Consider the following 21,161-nt stretch of genomic DNA (forward strand, 5'->3'; position numbering starts at 1 on the left):
ATCTCGTGCGGTCGGTGGCGAAAAAAGACGCCTATTAAAGACTATCTGCCAGCTTGGGATCAATCCTTGCCAGCAAATCCTTGAAATCATTTTTGATTCGGCTCAGTGCCGCCTCACTGTCTGCTTCAAAGCGCAAGGTAATGGCGGGGCCGGTGTTAGAGGCGCGAATAAGGCCCCAGCCGTGGCGGAAGTCGACCCGTAAACCGTCAATTTCGGTAAGTGTGACTTCAGTAAACGCCTGATTTTCGGCAAAGGTTTCAATAATTGCGAACTTGCGATCCTCGGCCACCGGAATAATTATTTCGGGGCTGCTGAGTAGGCTGGGTTGGCTGGCGAGGGCGTCATCCATGGTGCGGCCTGACAAGGTCAGCACTTCGAGCAGGCGGGCGGCGGTGTACATGCCGTCATCAAAACCGTACCAGCGCTCATTAAAAAAGATATGGCCAGAAAACTCACCGCCCAGCAATGCGCCGGTTTCACTCATTTTGCGCTTCATATAAGAGTGACCGCACTTCCACATGGTGGGGCGTCCGCCGTGCTCTATAATCAAGTTTGGCAGCAGTCGCGTGCATTTAACGTCGAACAGAATTTCGGCGCCGGGGTTGCGTTCAACCATGTCTTGGGCCAAAACCATCATTAATTTGTCGGCGAGTGGGCACTCGCCCTTGGCGCTGACAATCGCAACGCGATCACCGTCGCCATCAAAGGCAATGCCAATATCGGCGTGATGTTCTGCCACCGCAGCGCGCAGTGCGGCGAGGTTTTCGTAAATTGTTGGGTCTGGCGCATGGTTGGGGAAGTTGCCGTCGGTTTCGCAAAACAGCGGGATTACTTCGCAGCCGAGTTCCTCAAATAGAGCGGGGGCGATATGGGCGGTGGCGCCATTGCCGGCGTCAATTACCACTTTAAGGGTTTGTGCGATCACTACGTCGCCGCAGATGCGGTCGATATAACGCTGCTCGATGCTGTCGTTAGTTAAATTGCCCTCGCCCTCGGCAAAGTCTTGAGTTTCTATGCGTTGGCGAAGTTTTTGAATATCTTGGCCGCTCAAACTCTGGAACTCTAAGCTGATCTTCATACCGTTATAATTGCTGGGGCTGTGGCTGCCGGTAATCATAATGGCGTTGCCAATATTCAGGTATTGGCAGGCGTAGTGCAGCATTGGCGTGGCAATTAAGCCGAGATCGACCACATCGACTCCGCTGCTAAGCAGCCCAGATACTAGCGCTTCGCGAATGCGGGGGCTGCTCAAGCGGCCGTCGCGGCCTAGCAATATTTTGCTCTGGCCTCGGCTTAATGCCTCGCTGGCCACGGCGCGGCCGATGGCTGCGCAGCTGTTGTCGTCGAGCTCGGTGTCGGCAATGCCGCGAATATCGTAGGCTCGGAAACACGTGGTGGATATTTTTGGGGCACTTTTTGCTAGGCGGCCGTGCTGTAGCTCGGCAAGTGGTGGTGAGCTGTCTGGCGCGGGAAAATTGTCGCGATGGCTGGCGCTGCGGCTGCGATTAGCGGCTAGTTTTTGTGCCAGCGCTTGCTCTAGATTTAGCCCTTCGGGTTCGATCTTGTCGGCGCCGACCTTTTTGGGGGCTGGTGTCGCGGGGCTGGGCAGGCGGTAGCCGCGAACAAAAAATACAGCATGGCTGGCGGCGACAATCGCCACGCAAAGTACGCAAATAAGCCACAGCAAGGTAGTGTCTGAGCGCAGGTTTTCGACTGTTTGCGCCTGCGGGTAAACCTGTAAAGTCCAGCTGGGTACTGACAAAACTCGGCTTTGCATGGCTTCGAAATATTCTGTACTCGCGGGGCGGATTACGGTGTCGCGCCGCGTTTTGTAGGTTTGGATTAGTTCGTTGGTCACGGCGTTGCCAGCAATACTGCTGAGCATTTTCTCAAAATACTTGGCATCAAACGTGACAAAAATGGCTCCGTGTTTATCCACTTTTCTAACAAAAGAGATCAGCCAGCTGTCTTTGTGGCTGTAGGCTTCAATAATGGTGCTGTCGCCAATAATACTTTTGCGCAGCATGTCGATTTCAATATTATTGCGCAGCCGCGCGGTTTCACTGCGCTCGTCGGCAATCCCCTGCGGGCCGATGACAATGATTTTACTGTCGACAGCCTCTGGGAACGCGCGCTGTAAGCTCTGCTCAAAACTGTCGCGGGCACTACGGTCATTGGCGGCAAGTGCTTTGCTCAGCTCACTATTGTTCGCTTGGTGCTGAATGCGAGTGCTGAGCTGGGCAATGGCCTCGCGAATGATTACGCGCTGGTGGTCGGCGCTGCTCGCCGTTACCGTATTAATGCGCTGGGTTAGCGCCCGAGGCTCTTCAAAATTCTGAATCCAATAAAAAGCAGCCACTACACAGCCAATGCTGAAAATGGCAGAAATGACAATGTCGCGTTGTAATGTGGAGAAGCGCGAAGCCTGCTGTATTTTGTTTGGAATATTGGTTGAGGCTTTTTTTATCATCGCCGCTGTCGTGTCGCCCTAATAGATTTACGTTTCATAATGGAAGGCTCTTGGCAGTCTGTCTAGTTTTCTGCATCAAGAAATTGCTGTGCAATCAAGGCGATCAACTGCGTTGCTAATTGCCGCTTACCTATTTGTGCAATGGTTTGGTTGCCGCTGGGCCAGAGCACGGTTACCGCATTGTCGCTGGCGTTAAAGCCGATGCTGGTGTTGGCCACATCGTTGGCGATGATCATATCAAGGTTTTTGCGCTCTAGCTTGTCCTTGGCGTAGTGCAGCAGGTCTTGGGTTTCGGCGGCAAAGCCCACTGTAAATGGGCGCTGAGGGTGGCTGGCCACGGCGCTAACAATATCGGGGTTGCGCACCAGTTCTATGCGCATACTGTCATCGGTTTTCTTGATTTTTTGCTCGGCGCAGTTCACTGGTCGATAATCGGCAACGGCGGCGCAGGCGATAAACACTTGGCAGAGCCCCATCTCCGCCATGGCTGCTTTATGCATATCTGCGGCGCTGACCACGTCAACCCGCTTAACGCGCTCTGGGCAGGCTAGGTTCGTGGGGCCGCTGATTAAGGTTACGAGTGCACCAGCATCGGCGGCGGCGCTGGCCAGTGCGTATCCCATCTTGCCGGAGCTGTGGTTGCTAATATAGCGCACAGGGTCGATGGCTTCGCGGGTTGGGCCGGCGGTAATGGTTAGGTGAATTCCGTCCAGCAGGCGGCTGTTAAACAGCCCTGCACAGCGGGCCGCCAAGTCTTCTGCTTCTAGCATGCGGCCGGGGCCAATATCGCCGCAGGCCTGTTCGCCAGCGGCGGGGCCAAAGAGGTGGATGTTGCGCTTCGCTAGGGTTTCGACATTGGCTTGGGTTGCGGCGTCTCGCCACATGCCCTGATTCATCGCTGGTGCAAGGGCAATGGGCGCGGGCGTGGCCAAGCATAGGGTGGTGAGTAAGTCGTCGCCACGGCCGTTGGCAAGCCTAGCCATAAAGTCGGCGCTGGCAGGGGCGATTAGAATCAGGTCGGCCCAGCGCGCCAATTCGATATGCCCCATGCCAGCTTCTGCAGCCGGGTCGAGCAAGGTGGTATGCACTGGGTTGCCAGACAGCGCTTGTAAGGTGAGTGGGGTAATAAACTCCATTGCCGCGGCGGTCATAACCACCCGCACATCGGCGCCGTGGTCTTTGAGGCGACGGATCAGTTCGGCGCTCTTATAGGCGGCAATGCCACCGCTCACGCCTAATAAAATATGTCTATTGCTCAGTTGTTTCATATTGCCATTCGTCATCGCTGAGGTTGGCGGTATTATGAAGCTTATCGGCGCTGGCGACTACCGGCGCCGGTATAAGTCCTACTCTCAGCGGGAGAGTCTCACCAAGGAGGGTGATATGGCAATTCGGGATTGGCCAGCGGATGAGCGACCTAGGGAAAAACTCTTGCAGCGGGGCGCGTCGGCATTGGGCGACGCTGAGCTGTTGGCGATATTTTTGCGCACCGGCGTTAAAGGCAAGTCGGCGGTGGATTTGGCGCGGGAGCTGCTGGCCGAGCACGGCGGTTTAAGTGCACTGATGGCCGCCAGCCAAGAGCGCTTTTGCCGCTCGCATGGTTTGGGTAGCGCCAAGTTTGTGCAGTTGCAGGCGGTGGTGGAGATGTCGCGGCGTTATTTGGCCGAGGATTTGCGCCAGCGGCCGGTGTTTGCGAGCGCGGCCACCACCCGCCAATTTCTGTTGGCTCAGCTGCGCCAAGAGGTGCGCGAGGTCTTCGCGGTGTTGTACCTCGATAACCAGCACGGGCTACTCTTATACGAGCCACTATTCTATGGGACAATTGACGGCGCTGCGGTGTACCCGCGGGAAATCGCGCGCCGCGCCCTAGAGCTGCACGCAGCGGCGTTGATCGTGGCCCACAATCACCCCTCGGGGGTGGCGGAACCCAGTGATGCTGATGTGCGCATTACCAAAAGGATTCGCGAGGCCTTGGCTCTGTTGGATATCCGTCTGTTAGACCACTGCGTGGTGGCGGGTCCAGAGGTAATTTCACTGGCGGAGCGGGGCTTGGTCTGAGTAAAATTTTACAGTAAAACTTGCTTGCTCTGGCTCCTTCTGGTATAAAGTCGCGCTCCATTTGGGCCGTGTCCGGGATTCACATCTTCTTAGGACTCCCGAGTATAGGTAAACGCGCGGCGGCCCGGTTTGAACCTGATTTTATAAACCTTTTGCACCGCGCAGGCGGATTAAGGTTGAAGAGGCGACTATCATGTCTAGAGTATGTCAAGTTACTGGCAAGCGTCCGGTAACCGGAAACAATGTATCACACGCAAAAAACCGCACTCGTCGTCGTTTTTTGCCAAACCTGCACAGCCACCGTTTTTGGGTTGAAGCAGAGAAGCGTTTTGTTACTTTGCGCGTTTCTAGCAAAGGCATGCGTATTATTGACAAAAAGGGTATCGAGGTCGTTTTAGCTGACCTTAGCGCCCGTGGCGAAAAATTCTAAGGAGTCTGCTCATGGCTAAGAAAGGCGCAAGCGACAAAATCCGTCTGGTTTCCAGCGCGGGTACTGGTCACTTCTACACGACCACCAAGAACAAGCGTAATACTCCGGATAAATTTGAGTTTTCAAAATACGATCCAGTAGTACGTAAGCACGTGATGTACAAAGAAGCTAAAATCAAGTAACTGCTATTTAAGCAGTTTTGGTTTATAGCATTCGTAAAAAAAACCGCGCTAGGCGCGGTTTTTTTTATTGCTGCCATATCGTGGCCAGCTAGCTGCTATTAGTTGACGACCTGCAGATTGTCTTCAACATCGCTGACGTGGTCAAAGCCCTTGGCAATCTCAATGGCGAGATCGTGGGCGGTGTCGCTTTTAACGGTGCCGGTGAGCTTCACCTTGCCGTTTTTGGTGTCGACATCAATGGCGGTGGCTTCAATGTCATCGTTGGCCGCATACTTGATGTTAATTCCCGCCGTGGTATTCAAATCATGCCAAGTACGGCTGAAGTTCTGGCCAGCGCGCGCGGTTTTGCTGGTGTAGTTAGGGTCTACGTTGAGCTCGTTGTTAACCGACTTAACACCGTCAACATTCTCGGCAATTTTTCCTGCCAGGTCTTTTTCAATCTCACTGTTCACTGTACCTGTTAACAGCACTTTAGACTTGTCGACCTTGGTGTCTATTTCAAAGTTGTTAAGCTCGCTGTTAAGCATGAGCGCAGTTTCTATTTTGCCATCTAGCCACGCATCATTGGTTTTACCCTGCCAGTCGTTGGCGAGTACGGGAGTAATACTAATAGTAGAAAGAACAATGGCACCCGCTAATGTCTTTTTAATAGTCATATTTTTCTCCATAAAATTCGACGCTTAAAAATTCAAACTTTTGAATTTAATTTGGCGTTTAAGATATCTTCTTTTTCAGCTCATTAAATTTCTTTTCGGCTTCGTCTTTGGCGATGCCATAGCGCTCTTGAATAACCCCAATAAAGTGTTCGTTATTGGCCTGCGCTTGCTCGATTTCGTCATCAGTTAAATCAGCCCATTTTTCTTTAATCTGCGCTTTTAACTGTTTCCATTTACCTTCTGCAATATCCTGATTCATAACGTACTCCTCTTGATGAAAGAAATATTTCATTTTTAAAAATGAAATATTTTTAAAGGCGAGGTGGTTTGCCCCGCAGTGCCTGCATTAGCATTGATATAACAAGTAATGCTAAAAAAACAAAAAACAATATTTTTGCAATGCCAGTTGCCGCGCCAGCTATGCCACCAAAGCCTAGGGCGGCAGAGATAAGGGCAACGATAAAGAAAATCAGTGACCATCCCAGCATATTGACTCCGTATTTTGCAGTGTTGTTAGTAGTTATGTTGCTAACAGTAGTAATTCTGACCGCGCGTTAGCGCTTAGTTCAAAAATTTATTTTTAAAAAATAATAAAAAACTTAATAAGCTTGCTGCTGTCAACACGCATACCGCAATTATTAATATGGGAGAATGAATATGGAAAACGCAAAAGTAGCGAGCAATTCATCTAAAAATAGTGGCCATGAAAAAACCGATAGTGCGGCGGAGCGAGTGCATGAGGCGGTTGATCGCGCAGCGGCAATGGCCGGTACCAGTGAAGAACGCTTGAAAGAGCTCGCTGATGAATTGCGCGGCCATGCCGATAAATTGGCCGAGTCGGCGCGTAGCCGGTCTAAAGAAGTAACAGCTGTGGTGGGTGATTACACGCGAGAAAACCCCATTAAAAGTATTGGCTTAGCATTTTTGCTGGGCACCATTCTGGCGTATATATTTCGCAAATAGTGCGGAGTAGCGCAATGAACGATGAGTGGAATACGCCGAAAGCCACCACCCAACAGGGTGGTGGCGACTTACCCAGCGATGATTCCGCATTTCAAGAAGAGAGCCTAGCGCAATTGTCGGCAGCCTGTAGTGATTACCTGGATTCTTATATAACGCTGGCGCAATTGCACGGCCAGCGGTTTTTATTGTCATTGTGCAAAATGTTTCTGTTGTGGGTAGCCACATTAATACTGCTGCTGGCGGCATGGTGTAGTGGCTTGCTCGCGCTGTATGAAGTCGCAGTGCTAATGGGTGCGCCGCCGGTGCTAGTGATGCTAGTGGCGGTGCTTTGCAATTTGGCTATGGCGTGGTGGTGTTGGCGTCGCATGTGCAGTCGCTTGCATGGTTTTGCAGTGAGGCCAACAGCAAATGCGCCGAGTGGAGCGAACAAAGGGGCGAGCAATGGGCACTGAACGCTGTTTAGAGCAGGCGATTGCTCGACAACAAGACCGTCAAAAACTACGTCAGCAAGTATTATTCCGTCGCTACCGCGGTTATCGAGGTCATCTTTCAACCAAGCTAGCGAAAACAGAGAATCTTATTGCCGCGCTCGGCTTGGGAGTGTGCGCGGGACTATGTCTCGGCGCTAAAAGCAAAAAAGGTTCCGCTCAACAATATGTAAATGAAGCTAATACTTCCACGGTGTGTAGTCGCTTACTTGTGGATTTACTGGATAGGCAGTTGAATCGAGCACTGCAGGCAAGGCGCTGCGCTTGCCGCGGCGCCTCGAAAGATGGGGCGTGATTGCGGCCTCGCGCCGAGTGGTGGTCGCGGCCGCTTAGTCGTTGAGGTGGTCGATTTTATTAAAGCTGAGTAATTGCTTGCTGCGCAGGCAAATCTCGGTAAACGCAGTGTTGTGTTTACCGTATTTTGGCCACAGGGTGGTGTCGCCATCAAGATAGTGGGCAAGGGCAATACTAATGGTCACACCGTGGGCCACAATAATGACATTGTCATTGGGGTGTTTGGCGGCGATTTCATCTACCGCGGCAACAATTCGCTGTTTAACCAAGTTCTGTGACTCGCCATTGGGGGCAGTGAAATCGGGGTTGTGAACAATCTGCTCTAAAACATCGCCCTCGGCGACGAGATCAGAAAAACGCTTGCCCTCCCAGTCGCCAAGGTCGAATTCCATCAGGCGCGGGTCGTGTATTACCGTTAAATCAAAAGCTGAGGCTATCGCCTCGGCGGTGATACGCGCGCGCTGCAAGGGGCTGGTGTAAATTACATCGGCCCGCAGGTATTGAGGGAAATATGCACCTAGTCGTCGAGTTTGCTCATAGCCTTCTTCGGTTAGTTCGGTGTCGGTTTGGCCATGCCACACTTTATTAATATTGGCGAAGGTTTGGCCGTGCCGAACAAAGCAGAGTCGGCCGGTGCTTGGCTGGGTCATAAGTGCTACCTGTATAAACGTGGCCCTGATTATACAACGGATTACAGCTGCAGGTTTACACCGAGCTGAAGCTCCAGAGCTTGTGCATCCTCCCAGTCGAGGGCGTCGGTGCGTAGGCCGATATTAAAATACTGGCCTTTGATGCTCAGCCCCCAAGCTTTGCTGCGTAAATCGTAGTTGAGGCGCCACTGCTTGTTTTGCCAATTACTTTGGTAGCCTAGGCGTGGAAATACACGACGATCATAGGTAAATAGTTCGGTATCTAGCGCGTGTTGGGCATTAATTTTATAGCTGCCAACTAGTGAGTAGCGGGCGGCTAAGCGCTGGGTTTGGTCGCGGTAGCGTTCAACGCCACTAACAGTGGGTTTGGTGTCGATAGTCCCGTTCTGGTCGAAGGCGATATTGTCGGTGTTGGCGGTGGCCGTGGTGTAGGTGAGGTCGCGGTACTGGATAAACGACAGCATATCTCGGCCGCTAAAGTCGATGTTGATCCGTTTGTTCAATTGCCAGCGCAGGTCAATGTCGAGGGAGGCGCCGTGCCCATCGCTGTCTTCTTCGGGGCGGTCGAGCAGGGTGTCGCGACTATATCCGTAATTAAGGTAGAGCTGGGCTTGGTAGCCGTCGTCAAGAGTGTTTAGTTGGCCTTTTAGGTAGCCGTCGGTGGTGTGGGTGGCGCGCAAATAGTTGATCCGCGTTTTTAGCGCCAGTTGTGGATTTATGTCATAAAAATAGGCCGCACTTAAACCCCATGCACGGAGGTGGTTGGGCCGCAGGTAAATATCGTAATGGGTATTTTGCGGCAAGGCCAAATCGTTGCGTTGTAAATAGGCCAGCTGGCCAGTGTCTTTATTAAATTTTAAATAATAGTCGTAGCGATAAAAGTAACTAAACTCAAAATTATTTTTGCGCAGGCCAATTTCAGCTTGGTTGTGCGTAAAGGCGTATTTCCCAGATTTTAAAGGCGCGCCATCGAGATCGTGAATCATTTGCTCTATGGGTGCGGCTTGGCTGTAGCTGAGGCTCTCGATATCGGAGTAGTACTCGGTGTCTTGTGTTGCGGCAAAGCTGATAAGTGCATAGCTGCTAAAAATGATCGCGATGACGGCGCGCATAAAAGATTCCATGAAGGCTATACAGCGTATAGATAAGATTAAAATGATAAAAAAGGGAGGCCGTAGCCTCCCTAATACGCCAAGAACTGCGCTTACATTAGTGTTTCAAAGCTGCCATCTGAGAATCGAACAACTGGGGTGCCAGAATCGTCACTAACATCTGCGAATTTATCGTCGCCGATCTTGATAACGCCGCTAACACTGGTTTCTTCATCGACTTCAGTTTCGGTCAATACGAGGGTTACGTCATTGTGATTGCTGAGTGACACGGAATTCCCGCCTTGATACGCTAGATTAAGCTGCTTGCCACCATAGCTTAGGCTAAGGCTACCCTCACCGGTTTCTAGGCCGGTGCGGCTGGCGCTAAAGCTCACATTGATATCATCGGCAACGCCGGTTAGGTTTATATCAAAAATGATACTCAAACTACCCATGGCGTAGTCTTGCTCAGTCTCCTCATTACATTCATATGAGTAAGAAAATGAGTAGCCATTTTGACCGCTGTAACTTGATTCATCCATGTACTCACAGCTTTCTTCCGCGTTAGTTAGGCTGGCCGCCAGCGTAGCGCTGATGCTGTTGCCTGTGGTATCGCTGAACACGCCTGACAGGGTAATGTCGAGGCCCTCTACCTTTATGGTTTCAGTATATTCTTCAGATTGAGTGTCTATTACTTCGGTGTAAGTACTGTCGTATTCGCCGGTCTCAGCGTAGCTGAGCAGATCGAGCTCAATGTTCATGGCGCCGGTAAATGAAACGGGGTTGTCCCCGCCAAGCTGGGCTAAGGTAACACTAAGGTTGGCTGCTGCATCTTCAACGGTGACCTTGTCGTCCCACACATCGTTGTAGCTGTTTTGTGTTTCCAGTTCAGTGCCTTCGTCACTGTAGCTAAATGCGCCGCTCAGTGCTGAGCCCTCGTCAATTGACAGCTTGGCGGCGCTACTTTCTGCGCTGCCTGAAATGCTCAAGGCGAAGCTTGCAGTGCCGGATTCGGCGTAGCTTGTGCTGCCGTCGTCGTTGTCTTCTTCGCTGCTGTCTTCATTAATAACACTGCCATTGACTGCGCTTAATGCTAGCGCGACCGAGGTCTCGCCAATACTTACGTCTTGGCTGATCGCATAGGTTTCAGTATCGCCGGAAACGCTGATGCTAACAGTAACGCCATCGGTGGTAGATGAGCTTGGCTTGGCGCCCTCGGCGTCTTCATATTCGCCCACGGCATTGGCGATAGCATTTAGGGCGAGGCCCATTGCTTCGGCAACGATTTCGCCATCGTCGGCAAACACCTGTGCGGCGAGTTCAACTTGGTGGGCAAACGCGGCGTGATTTTCCGTGATAACGCCCGCATTGGCCAGATCGCGCACTTGTTTTACAAACGCCTTGGTGGCAATGAGGCCTTCACTGCCGACGTCGTCGGGAATATCCCCAGGGCTGGGGGTAGTGCTGCCATTTTGTTCGGCATCGGCTTCTGCTGCCGCAATATCGGTGCTTGTGCCATTCAGCTCTTCGTCTTCGCTATCGACGCCCTCAACGGCTTTTACTGCGTCGAGGAGGGTGAGTGCGGCTTCTAATAGCTCCTCGATGGTTACTGCGGTCGATGGGGTGGCTTCTTTGTCTGCGATACCGCCGTTTACAAATTGAGTGCTTAAGCTGGCTACCGCATCTTCTAGCGATAGGCTGGAGTCACCAGTTAAGGTGGCAGCAATGGCAGCGGCGGCCTTTAAATTGTAGGCAAGTGCTTCTTTTGTGGCGCCGTTGACGGCGTCGGCGTTGGTGATGTCGACAATGGCTTGGTTTATTAAGCCGCCAGCAATACCTAAACGGTTGGCAATTTGAGCGTTCGATGCGAGTGCGGCAGCAGACGGCTGGGCACCACTAGCCACTTTTTGCAGTGTGAGTTGTGAGGCAATGTTGGTAAGTGGCGTTACGTTAACAGTAACGGTGTCTGAGCTCGCTTTGGGCAGTGTTGCCGCCATGGTGAATGTCGGCGCCAGCGGGTAGGTGTCGCCGAAAAGTACCGGCGTGCCGTCTACTGTTCCGCACTGCGCAATATCGCAGCGCATGGTTGCGCCGTCTTCGGCACTAATTTCAATGAAAATCGCGGTGCCGGCTACATAGCTGCTATTCAATGTCAGGCTGTAGGTGCCGTCTTCAGCCGTTACGGCTGGGTCGGCAAGCGGCGTTGCTTTGTCGATACTGCCGTCGGCGGCTATGGCGTAGGCATTGACGGTGCCGCCAATAATAATCCCTTTAGAGGCTGTGCCACCAACGCTGCTTGGTGCAGCAGTAGAAGAAGAGCCGCCCTTATTGCTGTCGCTACCACAGGCGGCGAGACTGGCGGCGATGGCCAAGGGTAGAAGGAATTTTTGGAACCTAGGAATTTGACGCATGGAACATCTCCTTGTTTACCTATATCGGCAGCATTACTACGCTGTTAACGTCCGTATTAAACAGTGGGCTCCTGCCCAGAGTGCTAACACCTCAGTGTGTTGGCAGTAATCCGATTAGGTACTTATCGATTGATTTTTTATGTGTTGCGGTGCAATCAAGAGGAACAACAATGAGCAGTCAAAAGAAGACGCATTTTTATTCGCGAGCGATACGACACGTTAACGCTATTACGTTTTAGCCACTTATTGCTGCTATATCAAGTAAATTTAGTAATTAATTTACTAATATTTCAGTTGCAATACCGCTTAATCATTTGATGTAACACATCAATTGTCGGTTGAATTTGATCCAGCGCCATAAACTCATCGGGCTGGTGAGCTTGGTCAATTGAGCCTGGTCCCATCACAATGGTTTGCAGGCCAAGCTGTTGAAAAAACGGCGCCTCGGTGGCGAAGCCAACGGTGCCTGCTTCTTGTCCGGTAAGTTTTTCTACCAGAGTAACTATGTCGGAGTTGGCTGGCTCTTCGTAGGCAGCGAGGCCTGGCATTAAGGCGCGCAAGCCAATGTTAATGGCGCGGCGCTCTGCCACGGGGGTGAGCACTTTTTGAATCAGGGAGTCGAGCTCATCGTTGTTCATACCCGGTGTGGTGCGAATATCAAAATGCAGCTCGCACTGCCCGCAGATGCGGTTGGGATTGTCGCCGCCGTGAATACAGCCAAAATTCAAGGTCGGGGTTGGCACGCTAAAGCCGGGATGTTGGTATTTTATCGCCAGCTCTTGGCGTAGCTGCATAAGGCCGCTCATCACCTCGTGCATGGCGTCCATGGCGTTATTGCCAAGTAAAGGGTTAGAGGAGTGCCCTGAGCGGCCGGTAATGGTAATGCCCTTCATCACAATGCCCTTGTGGGCGCGCATGGGCCTGAGGCCGGTGGGTTCGCCGACCACGGCATAGCGGGCGCCAGACACATCGGCGTGCACCAGCGAGCGAGCGCCGTCCATGCTGCTCTCTTCGTCGGCGGTGGCCAGAATAATCAGTGGCGCGGTAAGCGGTTTCTCTAAAAAGGGCTTTAGGGCTTCTATTGCAATAGCAAAGAAGCCTTTCATGTCGGTGCTGCCTAAGCCGTATAAGCGGCCATCGCGCTCGGTGAGGGCAAAGGGGTCGCTATGCCAAAGCGAGTCGTCACAGGGCACGGTGTCGGTGTGGCCGGCGAGCACTAAACCGCCACTGCCGCTACCAAGGGTGGCAACGAGGTTGGCTTTGTTGGGATGTCCGGCGATGGGCAGTATGCGAATAGCAAAGCCCAGCGGTTCCAGCCAGTTGGCCAGCTGCTCAATAACCTTGATGTTGCCCATGTCGCGACTGGGCAGGGTGGAGCTAACCGAGGGGAGTTTGACCAGCTCTGCCAGCATAGACAGAACATTGTTTGAGCTCATAGATTTCGCCATTTATCACTGTCGCCGCTTGGCGAATGAGGGGATATTGTAGCGAGTCAGACAAACAATAGCAGCGGCTTGTGCTGATATTGTTTGTCTCGGGGGCGTGCTTCGCTAGAGGAAGATCGCCTTAAAGATGAAGAAGAATACAATCGCCAAGCCGGCACCGGCGGGCAGGGTGATAATCCACGACATAAAGATATTGCGAATCACGCTCAGGTTTAATGCGGCAATACCCCGCGCCAAGCCGACGCCCAACACCGCACCCACTAAGGTGTGGGTAGTCGAGATAGGCAGCCCCGTAGCGGATGCGATGACGACGGTTGAGGCGGCGCCCAACTCGGCGGCAAAACCGCGGCTGGGGGTTAGCTCGGTGATTTTAGTGCCAATGGTGGCAATAACCTTAAAGCCGTAGGTGGCTAAGCCAAACACAATGCCGCCGGCGCCAACCAGCAATATCCAGCCGGGTAGGGCCGATTTGGCGCCAATCACGCCGCCGGATTTTATTACGCTGACCACGGCGGCAACGGGGCCAATGGCATTGGCAACATCGTTAGAACCGTGGGCAAAGGCCATGGCGCAGGCGGTAAATACCATGAGTACGGCGAACATGCGCTCCACACTCGCAAAGCGAAAGCGACCATCGCTCGAGGGCACATCTTTAATGCGGCGTAAAAACAACTGCCCGATCCCAGCAACAACGATACCGCAAAGCACCGAATAGCCTAGGCATTGGTTGTAATTTAAGCCTAATCCAATATGGGAAAGCCCCTTCGTTAAAGTAACCATAGCGATCATAAAACCGACTAGGAACAAGTAAAAGGGAATGTATTTTTTGGCGGCCTCAAAGGGCTTGGGCGCATTTAATATCAGGCGTTGGGCGCTGAGAAACAAGCCGAAGGAGATGGTGCCAGCCATCACCGGTGATACCACCCAACTGGCCACAATCTGCCCAACCTTGCCCCAGTTTACAGCGTCAGTGTCGATACCAACGGCGGCAAAGCCGACCAGCGCGCCAACAATAGAGTGAGTGGTAGAAACCGGCCAGCCCATCATGCTGGCCACAAACAGCCATACGCCGGCAGCCAAGAGTGATGACAGCATCCCAAAGACCAGTAAATCGGGACTGTCGGCGATAAAGGCGGGGTCAATAATTCCTTTGCGAATGGTTTCGGTCACTTCACCGCCGGCCAAATACGCGCCGCAAAATTCGAAGAGCATGGCGATTAAAATCGCCTGTTTAATGGTGAGTGCTTTCGCGCCCACCGACGTGCCCATGGCATTGGCTACATCATTTGCGCCAACGCCCCAAGCCATAAAGAAGCCGAAAAGGCAGGCTAAAATAAGCAATAACTGCCCGTGTTCAGCAATAATTGACATGTGAATTCCTTCTGTAAGCTTGTGCCGGCTTATTAGCGAGCAATAACGATTTGCAGACGCGAGCCTACTTTTTGGGATTTATCAGACAATTCGCCGATCAGGGTGATGGTTTGATACATAAACATCACATCGACAGGTGGCAGGTCTTTTTCTATTTTGTAGAGCTCGCCGCGAATATCGATTTGCAGCTTATCGGCTGAGTGCTCTAGGCGATCTAGCTCCTCAATCATTGTTTCTACCAAGCTGACCTCACGGCCTCGGAAGCCGGTTTCGAGCAGTTCATCCAGCTCCTCTATCGCTTTCATGGCTTGGGCCGAGGTGGCAATCGCCAGTGCAACATACTCACGGAGCGGGTCTGCGAGTGGCGCGGGGATCTGCATTTTACGGCCCAGCATTAAACCGGCAATATCCTTACTGCAGTTGGCGATGCGATCTTGCATACTGACCAAATCAAGCAGGTCGGCGCGGGGTACAGGTAGGAATAAGTTGTTTGGCAATTGCAGGCGAACCTGCTTTTTGAATTTGTCGGCTTCGTTTTCTAGGTCAACGATGACTTGTTGGGCTTTTTCAGCCGCGTCCCAGTCGTCGGCGAGCACCGCGTCAATAAAGGGTTTGAGTGCAGCGGCGCAAGCTTGCGCCTGCTTCATGTGTTCCTGTATCGGTTCGAATGGGGATTTTCCGAACAGATGGCCCAGCGAATTTAACGGCATGATGCGACTCCTGATTATCGTCAGTCGTATAAGTGGGCGGATTATACTGAGGTCAGCGGACTGTAACCAGTTATTAACCGTGTTGTGTTAGAGCGGGTGTAATTTGACAGAGACTTGCCATAATGAAAGGGTGTTTCTGAATGGCTAGAACGCATTGCGAATGCTCTTAAACAACTGAATTAGAACAACTGAACGATAGCGACCGAACTACGAATGAGAGGTTAAGCTCGGCTATGCAAAGCCAAATCAAAACAACTGGGCCCTTAGAAACCGGTGGATTGCTGCGGCAATTGGTGGCCGATGGCATTATTGATGCCGCTAGCGCTAAGCGCTTGCGCATTAGCCCGCCGCGCAATGGTGACAAAATCCAGCACGTCCTTAATTATATTGTTAGCGAGCAATTGGCCGACCTGTCACGGCAGGGGCGTGCGCTGAACATGGACAATCTACTGGAATGGCTGACGGCCCACTGCGGTCAAGAGTCGATGCGCATTGACCCCTTAAAAATCGATGTGCCCGCGGTTACCGAAGTGATGTCTTTTGCCTTTGCCCAGCGCCACCGGATCTTGGCGGTGGCGGTGAGTCCAAAAGAAGTGGTTATTGCCGGTGGTGAGCCGTTTGTAACCGCGTGGGAAAGCGATTTGCAGCAGGTGTTGCGACGGCCTATTAGGCGGGTACTCGCCGACCCCGAGGCCATAGACCGCTTTACGGTCGAATTCTACAGCCTAGCCAAATCGGTGCGCGGCGCCAGCGGTGACAATAGCCGGCGCGGCAACGCCAGCAACAATCTTGAACAATTGCTGGAAATCAGCAATTTAAAAGACCTCGATGCCAACGACGGACATGTGGTGAATATTGTCGACTGGTTGCTGCAATACGCCTACGACCAGCGCGCCAGTGATATTCACATTGAGCCGCGCCGCGAGCAGGGCAATGTTCGTTTTCGTATCGACGGCGTGCTCTACAATGTTTACGAACTCCCCGCCACGGTACTAACCGCTGTAGTAAGCCGCCTAAAAATACTTGGCCGCATGGACGTGGCGGAAAAGCGCCGCCCTCAAGATGGTCGCTTAAAAACCAAGAACCCTGGCGGCGCCGAAATCGAGTTGCGGCTGTCGACCCTGCCCACCGCCTTTGGCGAAAAAATGGTAATGCGGATCTTTGATCCCGAAGTATTGCTGCGCAGCTTTGACGAGCTTGGCCTGCGCGGCGAAGATCGTCAGCGCTGGGACGGTATGATTCGCTCCGCTCACGGTATTGTCTTAGTCACCGGCCCCACTGGCTCGGGTAAAACTACCACCCTGTATTCTAGCCTCAAGCAAATTGCGACCTCTGAGGTGAATGTCTGCACCATTGAAGACCCCATCGAAATGGTTGAAGACGCCTTTAACCAAATGCAGGTGCAGCACAATATCAATCTGGATTTTGCCGGTGGGGTGCGGGCGTTGCTGCGTCAAGACCCAGACATCATCATGATCGGTGAAATTCGCGATTTAGAAACCGCCGAAATGGCGATACAGGCCGCGCTTACCGGTCACTTGGTCATTTCGACCTTACACACCAACGATGCCCCTTCGGCAGTTACTCGCTTGCTGGAACTGGGCGTGCCCGCGTATTTGATTCGCGCCACCGTACTTGGGGTGATGGCCCAGCGATTGGTGCGAACCTTGTGCCCTCACTGCAAAGCAGCCACCACCCTCAATGAAACCGAGTGGACTACCTTAACCGCGCCGTGGAAGGTCGCGCCGCCCAAGCAGGTATTCCACGCACCGGGCTGCTTGGAATGCCGGAATACCGGTTTCCATGGTCGCCAAGGCATTTACGAAATTTTGCCGGTAGAAGGATCGATCCAAGCGGCCATTGGTGATGATATCGAACTGGATAATCTGCGCCGCCTCGCCATGAAAAATGGTATGCGCACCCTGCGGCTTAGCGGTGCTCAGAAGGTCGCTAGGGGTGAAACCACCATTGCCGAGGTGTTGAGGGTCGCGCCGCCAGTGCAAACTCAGTAAGCCGTCACTGCAAAACCAATAAATAAAGAGAAGGCTAGGCGATATGACATCAGTAGAGAATTTAGCGCTGCAAGATGGCGAGCTGCCAACGGTTCTATGTGCAGATGTTGAACAGCGCTGGCAGAGCCTGCTCGAACACTGCGATAGCGAGCAGGCGCAGTGGTATCGAGGCTTTGCTGGCTCTGCTCGGCGAACTGAATTATTGCAAGCGCTGGCCTGTAGTCACACGCTATCTGAATTTTGTGTTCGCCACCCGAGCTGGTTGCGGAGCCTAGATGCTGCCGGCCTATTGGAAAATAGCTTGGCGCCAGAGGATTGGCGAGCTGAGTTAAGCGCCGCTTGCGCAGATTGTGAAAATGCCGATGATCTCGCGCAAGTGCTGCGCCAATTTCGCAACCGGCACTGGCTGCGCATTGTGTGGCGAGATCTAAATCGCCTCGCTGAAATGGAAGAAACCGTCGCCGATTTATCCTATATGGCCGAAGCCTGTGTGGATGTGGCCTTGGCTTTTTTGCATCGTCAACTATGCGAAGAGCGCGGCCATCCCCAGTCTAAAGCCGGCGAGCCACAGCAATTGGTGGTGATCGCCATGGGCAAATTAGGGGCAGGCGAGCTGAATTTGTCCTCGGATATCGACCTTATTTTTGCCTATCCCGAAGCCGGCGAAACCGTTGGCGCGGCGCGCAGTGTAGATAATCAAGAGTTCTTTATTCGCCTTGGTCAGCGTCTTATAAAGGCGCTAGATACCCGCACCGCCGACGGCTTTGTGTTTAGGGTGGATATGCGGCTGCGGCCCTATGGCCAGAGCGGGCCATTGGTGATTAGCTTTGATGCCCTAGAGGAGTACTACCAAGATCAGGGGCGAGATTGGGAGCGTTACGCCCTAATTAAGGCGCGCTGTATTGCCGGTGATCGCGCTGCCGGTGCGCAGCTCTTAGATCAGCTGCGGCCCTTTGTGTACCGCCGCTACTTGGATTTTTCGGCCATTGAATCCCTGCGTGAAATGAAGGCCATGATTCAGCGCGAGGTGCTGCGCCGCCAGTTGCAGGACAATATCAAATTGGGTGCGGGGGGAATTCGTGAAATCGAGTTTATTGCCCAGTGTTTTCAGCTGATTCGCGGCGGTCAGGAAATCGCTCTGCAGGTCTTAGAGTTGCAAATAGTTCTGCGCGAGTTGGCGGCGCAGCAGTATTTGCCTAGTGAGGTGGTGGCTGAGTTAATTGAGGCCTATCGCTTCTTGCGCAATACCGAGCACGCCATACAAGCCTGGCGAGACCAGCAAACCCAGCAATTGCCGCAAAGTGATGGCGAGCGTTGCGCCTTGGCATTAGCGATGGGCTTTGGCGGTGATTGGCCTGCCTTTGCGACGGCGTTAACTGAGCATAGAAACAGAGTAAGTTGTTGTTTTGCCAATGTTATTGCGCCAGTGGAAACCGAGGCCGAGCGCCCCCATCTCAGCCATCAGCGCTGGCGCTCGATGCTTGATGATCTTCAGCAAGATGGCGTGCGCGGCACCCTTGAAGAAGCGGGCTTCGACGCCGCTGAAGAGGCGGCGCGCTTATTGGTTGCCTTACTAAAAGGCGCCAGCGTGCAGCGCATGCAGGGCCGTGGCCGCGACCGGCTCTACGGCTTGCTGCCGCTTTTACTGGAAGATATCTGTGGGGTGTCGGCGCCCACCGAAACCCTGTTGCGGCTTATCCCCTTAATCGAAGCGGTGCTGCGCCGCACCGCTTATTTGGTATTGCTCATCGAAAACCCAGGTGCCCGTGGTCGCTTGGTGGGGCTGTGTGACGCCAGTCCGTGGATTGCCCGGCAGCTCGCAGCGCACCCCGTATTACTAGACGAGCTGCTCGACGCCAGTAGTCTGTATTCCATGCCCGATCAAGACGGCTTGACGAGCGAGTTGCGGCAGCGATTATTGCGTATCGAAGGCGACGATCTAGAGGCGCAAATGGAGGCGCTGCGCTATTTTCGCCTTGCCCATGTGCTGCGGGTTGCCGCCTCTGAAGTCACTGATAGCTTGCCTTTAATGAAAGTCAGTGATTACCTCACTGCGATTGCCGAGGTGGTGTTGGCAGCGGTGCTGGACATCGCCTGGCAGAATTTGCTCGATAAACACGGCAGTCCGGTGCCGGACGGTGATGACCGTCGCCACTTTGTGGTGCTGGGCTACGGTAAGTTGGGCGGCATCGAGCTAAGTTATGGCTCAGATCTAGATTTGGTGTTTCTGCATGATTTACCGCCCAGCGCGGTTACTAGTGGTGACCGGCCGGTGGATGCCGGCACGTTTTTTACCCGCCTTGGTCAGCGCATTATTCATATACTCACCGCCACTACGCGGCTCGGCGCGCTGTATGAGGTGGATATGCGTCTGCGGCCCTCTGGCAACTCGGGCTTGCTGGTATCGTCGTTCACGGCATTTAGCGACTATCAGCAAAACCAAGCGTGGACCTGGGAACATCAAGCTTTGGTGCGGGTGAGGGCGGTTGCTGGCGATGGCATTCTGGCGGAAAAGTTCGCTGATTTGCGTCGCCAAATCCTGTGCAAAAAGCGGCCACAGGCGGCGCTGGCCGAGGAAGTGATCGCCATGCGCCAGAAAATGCGGGAACACTTACTGCTTGGCGTAAATAAAAATACCGAATTTGACCTTAAACAAGGCGAGGGAGGTATCGTTGATATTGAATTTATGGTGCAATATGCCGTTTTAGCATGGTCACATCAGCACCCACCGCTTACACACTACACTGATAACATTCGCATACTGGAATCGCTGAATAATAACGGTCTGATTTCGAGCGCGGATACCCAGGCACTGATCGACGCTTACAAGGCGTTTCGAAGTCAGGCGCATCGCCTTAGCTTACAAGAGCAAAAGGGGCGGATTGCCATTGCGGCATTGGGCGCAGAGCGGAAAAATGTCAGTCGACTCTGGCAGCAACTGATGTTTTCTACCTAATTTTAATTTTTGCACGCCCGCTTTTTTTGAGGAGTAACACGCGATGTCCATGGCTGATCGTGATGGCCTGATTTGGTTTGACGGCGAAATGGTTCCTTGGCGCGATGCCAAAGTCCACGTATTAACTCACACCCTGCACTACGGTATGGGTGTGTTTGAAGGCGTGCGCGCCTATAAAACAGAAAATCGCGGCACCTGCATTTTCCGTATGCAAGAGCACACCGACCGGCTGTTCCGCTCTGCGCATATTATGCGTATGGAAATGACCGTGACCAAAGAACAGGTCAACGAAGCCCAGCGCGCAGTTGTGCGTGAGAACGGCTTAGATGAAGCCTATCTGCGGCCGATGTGTTTTTACGGCTCCGAGGGTATGGGCCTGCGCGCCGACAACCTGAAGATGCACGTTATTGTTGCCGCTTGGGATTGGCCTAGCTATATGAGCCCCGAAGCGCGAGACAAAGGCATTAAAGTACGCTGCTCGTCCTATACTCGCCACCACGTTAATATTTCGATGTGCAAAGCCAAAGCTAATGGCCATTACATCAACTCGATGCTGGCCTTGCGCGAAGCGCTAGACAGTGGCTGCGAAGAAGCCCTATTGCTCGACAACGAAGGCTATGTTGCCGAAGGCAGTGGCGAGAACGTGTTCATTGTTCGCAATGGCAAGATCTTCACTCCTGAACTGACCAGCTGCTTAGATGGCATTACTCGTAATACCATCTTTGAATTTGCCAAAGAATTGGGGCTGGAAGTGGAAGAGAAGCGCATCACCCGCGATGAAATCTACATTGCCGATGAAGCCTTCTTTACCGGTACGGCGGCAGAGGTATTGCCAATTCGTGAACTGGATGGCCGAGTAATTGGCGCCGGTAAGCGCGGCCCAATTACCACCGAGCTGCAAACTATGTATTTCGACCAAGTAAAAGGTCGTCGTGAGCAGTTCCCCGAGTGGTCAACGCCAGTTCGTTAATGGC

19 protein-coding genes are annotated in these 21,161 nt (G+C 52.9%); 8 read left to right on the forward strand and 11 right to left on the reverse strand.

Translation table 11 applies throughout. The annotated features are described in order from the left end of the window. Positions 1-34: 34 nt before the first annotated feature. Both P1U47_RS10010 and coaBC read right to left on the reverse strand, forming a co-directional pair. Entirely contained in the window at positions 35-2,470 is a 2,436-nt protein-coding gene (locus P1U47_RS10010; RefSeq protein ID WP_301028681.1) for a phosphomannomutase/phosphoglucomutase, read from the reverse strand. A 62-nt stretch (positions 2,471-2,532) separates the two neighbouring features. Further along, on the reverse strand, positions 2,533-3,738 hold the full coding sequence (gene coaBC / locus P1U47_RS10015; RefSeq protein ID WP_301028683.1) for a bifunctional phosphopantothenoylcysteine decarboxylase/phosphopantothenate--cysteine ligase CoaBC: 1,206 nt from the start codon (positions 3,736-3,738) through the stop codon (positions 2,533-2,535). A 115-nt stretch (positions 3,739-3,853) separates the two neighbouring features. Between coaBC and radC the strand changes: the two genes are divergently transcribed. The 3 genes from radC (at position 3,854) to rpmG (ending at position 5,140) form a co-directional block, all read left to right on the forward strand. Further along, positions 3,854-4,528 (forward strand): DNA repair protein RadC, encoded by a 675-nt coding sequence (gene radC, locus P1U47_RS10020; RefSeq protein ID WP_301028831.1) that lies wholly within the window; start codon positions 3,854-3,856, stop codon positions 4,526-4,528. 193 nt (positions 4,529-4,721) lie between these two features. Then, entirely contained in the window at positions 4,722-4,958 is a 237-nt protein-coding gene (gene rpmB / locus P1U47_RS10025; RefSeq protein ID WP_008252730.1) for a 50S ribosomal protein L28, read from the forward strand. An 11-nt stretch (positions 4,959-4,969) separates the two neighbouring features. Further along, a complete protein-coding gene (gene rpmG, locus P1U47_RS10030; protein WP_008252729.1) occupies positions 4,970-5,140 on the forward strand; it encodes a 50S ribosomal protein L33 in 171 nt (56 codons plus the stop codon). A 98-nt stretch (positions 5,141-5,238) separates the two neighbouring features. Here the strand turns inward: rpmG and P1U47_RS10035 are convergent, their stop codons facing one another. From P1U47_RS10035 to P1U47_RS10045, 3 genes are read right to left on the reverse strand one after another with little or no spacing between them, the layout of a single operon-like run. Beyond that, positions 5,239-5,796, reverse strand: coding sequence for a BON domain-containing protein (locus tag P1U47_RS10035; RefSeq protein ID WP_301028684.1), 558 nt, complete (start codon positions 5,794-5,796; stop codon positions 5,239-5,241). A gap of 58 nt (positions 5,797-5,854) precedes the next feature. After that, positions 5,855-6,055, reverse strand: coding sequence for a CsbD family protein (locus tag P1U47_RS10040; protein WP_301028685.1), 201 nt, complete (start codon positions 6,053-6,055; stop codon positions 5,855-5,857). Between the two features lie 52 nt (positions 6,056-6,107). Further along, positions 6,108-6,284 carry a DUF1328 domain-containing protein gene (locus P1U47_RS10045; RefSeq protein ID WP_301028686.1) on the reverse strand — a complete coding sequence of 59 codons (177 nt, stop codon included), beginning with the start codon at positions 6,282-6,284 and terminating at the stop codon, positions 6,108-6,110. 169 nt (positions 6,285-6,453) lie between these two features. On the opposite strand from P1U47_RS10045, the gene P1U47_RS10050 reads away from it, so the two are divergent. Both P1U47_RS10050 and P1U47_RS10055 read left to right on the forward strand, forming a co-directional pair. After that, on the forward strand, positions 6,454-6,759 hold the full coding sequence (locus P1U47_RS10050; protein WP_301028688.1) for a hypothetical protein: 306 nt from the start codon (positions 6,454-6,456) through the stop codon (positions 6,757-6,759). A 14-nt stretch (positions 6,760-6,773) separates the two neighbouring features. Continuing rightward, positions 6,774-7,211, forward strand: a complete 438-nt coding sequence (locus P1U47_RS10055) for a hypothetical protein (RefSeq protein ID WP_301028689.1) — start codon at positions 6,774-6,776, stop codon at positions 7,209-7,211. 365 nt (positions 7,212-7,576) lie between these two features. Here P1U47_RS10055 and P1U47_RS10060 read toward each other — a convergent pair whose 3' ends face one another. The 6 genes from P1U47_RS10060 to P1U47_RS10085 all read right to left on the reverse strand — a co-directional run bounded on the left by P1U47_RS10060 (position 7,577) and on the right by P1U47_RS10085 (position 15,219). Beyond that, positions 7,577-8,191 (reverse strand): histidine phosphatase family protein, encoded by a 615-nt coding sequence (locus P1U47_RS10060; RefSeq protein ID WP_301028690.1) that lies wholly within the window; start codon positions 8,189-8,191, stop codon positions 7,577-7,579. 41 nt (positions 8,192-8,232) lie between these two features. Next, entirely contained in the window at positions 8,233-9,303 is a 1,071-nt protein-coding gene (locus P1U47_RS10065; RefSeq protein WP_301028691.1) for a hypothetical protein, read from the reverse strand. A 92-nt stretch (positions 9,304-9,395) separates the two neighbouring features. Further along, positions 9,396-11,693: a hypothetical protein gene (locus P1U47_RS10070; RefSeq protein ID WP_301028692.1), complete on the reverse strand. Its 2,298-nt coding sequence runs from the start codon at positions 11,691-11,693 to the stop codon at positions 9,396-9,398. Between the two features lie 290 nt (positions 11,694-11,983). After that, complete coding sequence (gene argE / locus P1U47_RS10075) at positions 11,984-13,129, reverse strand: acetylornithine deacetylase (RefSeq protein ID WP_301028694.1); 1,146 nt, start codon at positions 13,127-13,129, stop codon at positions 11,984-11,986. A gap of 114 nt (positions 13,130-13,243) precedes the next feature. Next, positions 13,244-14,509, reverse strand: a complete 1,266-nt coding sequence (locus P1U47_RS10080) for an inorganic phosphate transporter (RefSeq protein WP_301028695.1) — start codon at positions 14,507-14,509, stop codon at positions 13,244-13,246. A 32-nt stretch (positions 14,510-14,541) separates the two neighbouring features. Beyond that, entirely contained in the window at positions 14,542-15,219 is a 678-nt protein-coding gene (locus tag P1U47_RS10085; protein WP_301028696.1) for a TIGR00153 family protein, read from the reverse strand. 233 nt (positions 15,220-15,452) lie between these two features. On the opposite strand from P1U47_RS10085, the gene P1U47_RS10090 reads away from it, so the two are divergent. From P1U47_RS10090 to P1U47_RS10100, 3 genes are read left to right on the forward strand one after another with little or no spacing between them, the layout of a single operon-like run. After that, the gene (locus P1U47_RS10090) at positions 15,453-17,231 is read left to right on the forward strand and encodes a GspE/PulE family protein (RefSeq protein ID WP_301028697.1); all 1,779 of its coding nucleotides are present in this window, start codon (positions 15,453-15,455) and stop codon (positions 17,229-17,231) included. Between the two features lie 43 nt (positions 17,232-17,274). Further along, positions 17,275-20,187, forward strand: coding sequence for a bifunctional [glutamate--ammonia ligase]-adenylyl-L-tyrosine phosphorylase/[glutamate--ammonia-ligase] adenylyltransferase (glnE, locus tag P1U47_RS10095; protein ID WP_301028698.1), 2,913 nt, complete (start codon positions 17,275-17,277; stop codon positions 20,185-20,187). A 43-nt stretch (positions 20,188-20,230) separates the two neighbouring features. Continuing rightward, positions 20,231-21,157: a branched-chain amino acid transaminase gene (locus tag P1U47_RS10100; protein ID WP_301028699.1), complete on the forward strand. Its 927-nt coding sequence runs from the start codon at positions 20,231-20,233 to the stop codon at positions 21,155-21,157. Positions 21,158-21,161 lie beyond the last annotated feature (4 nt).

The organism is Zhongshania sp. (assembly GCF_029212375.1).
In the GTDB taxonomy this organism is placed as follows: Bacteria; Pseudomonadota; Gammaproteobacteria; order Pseudomonadales; family Spongiibacteraceae; genus Spongiibacter.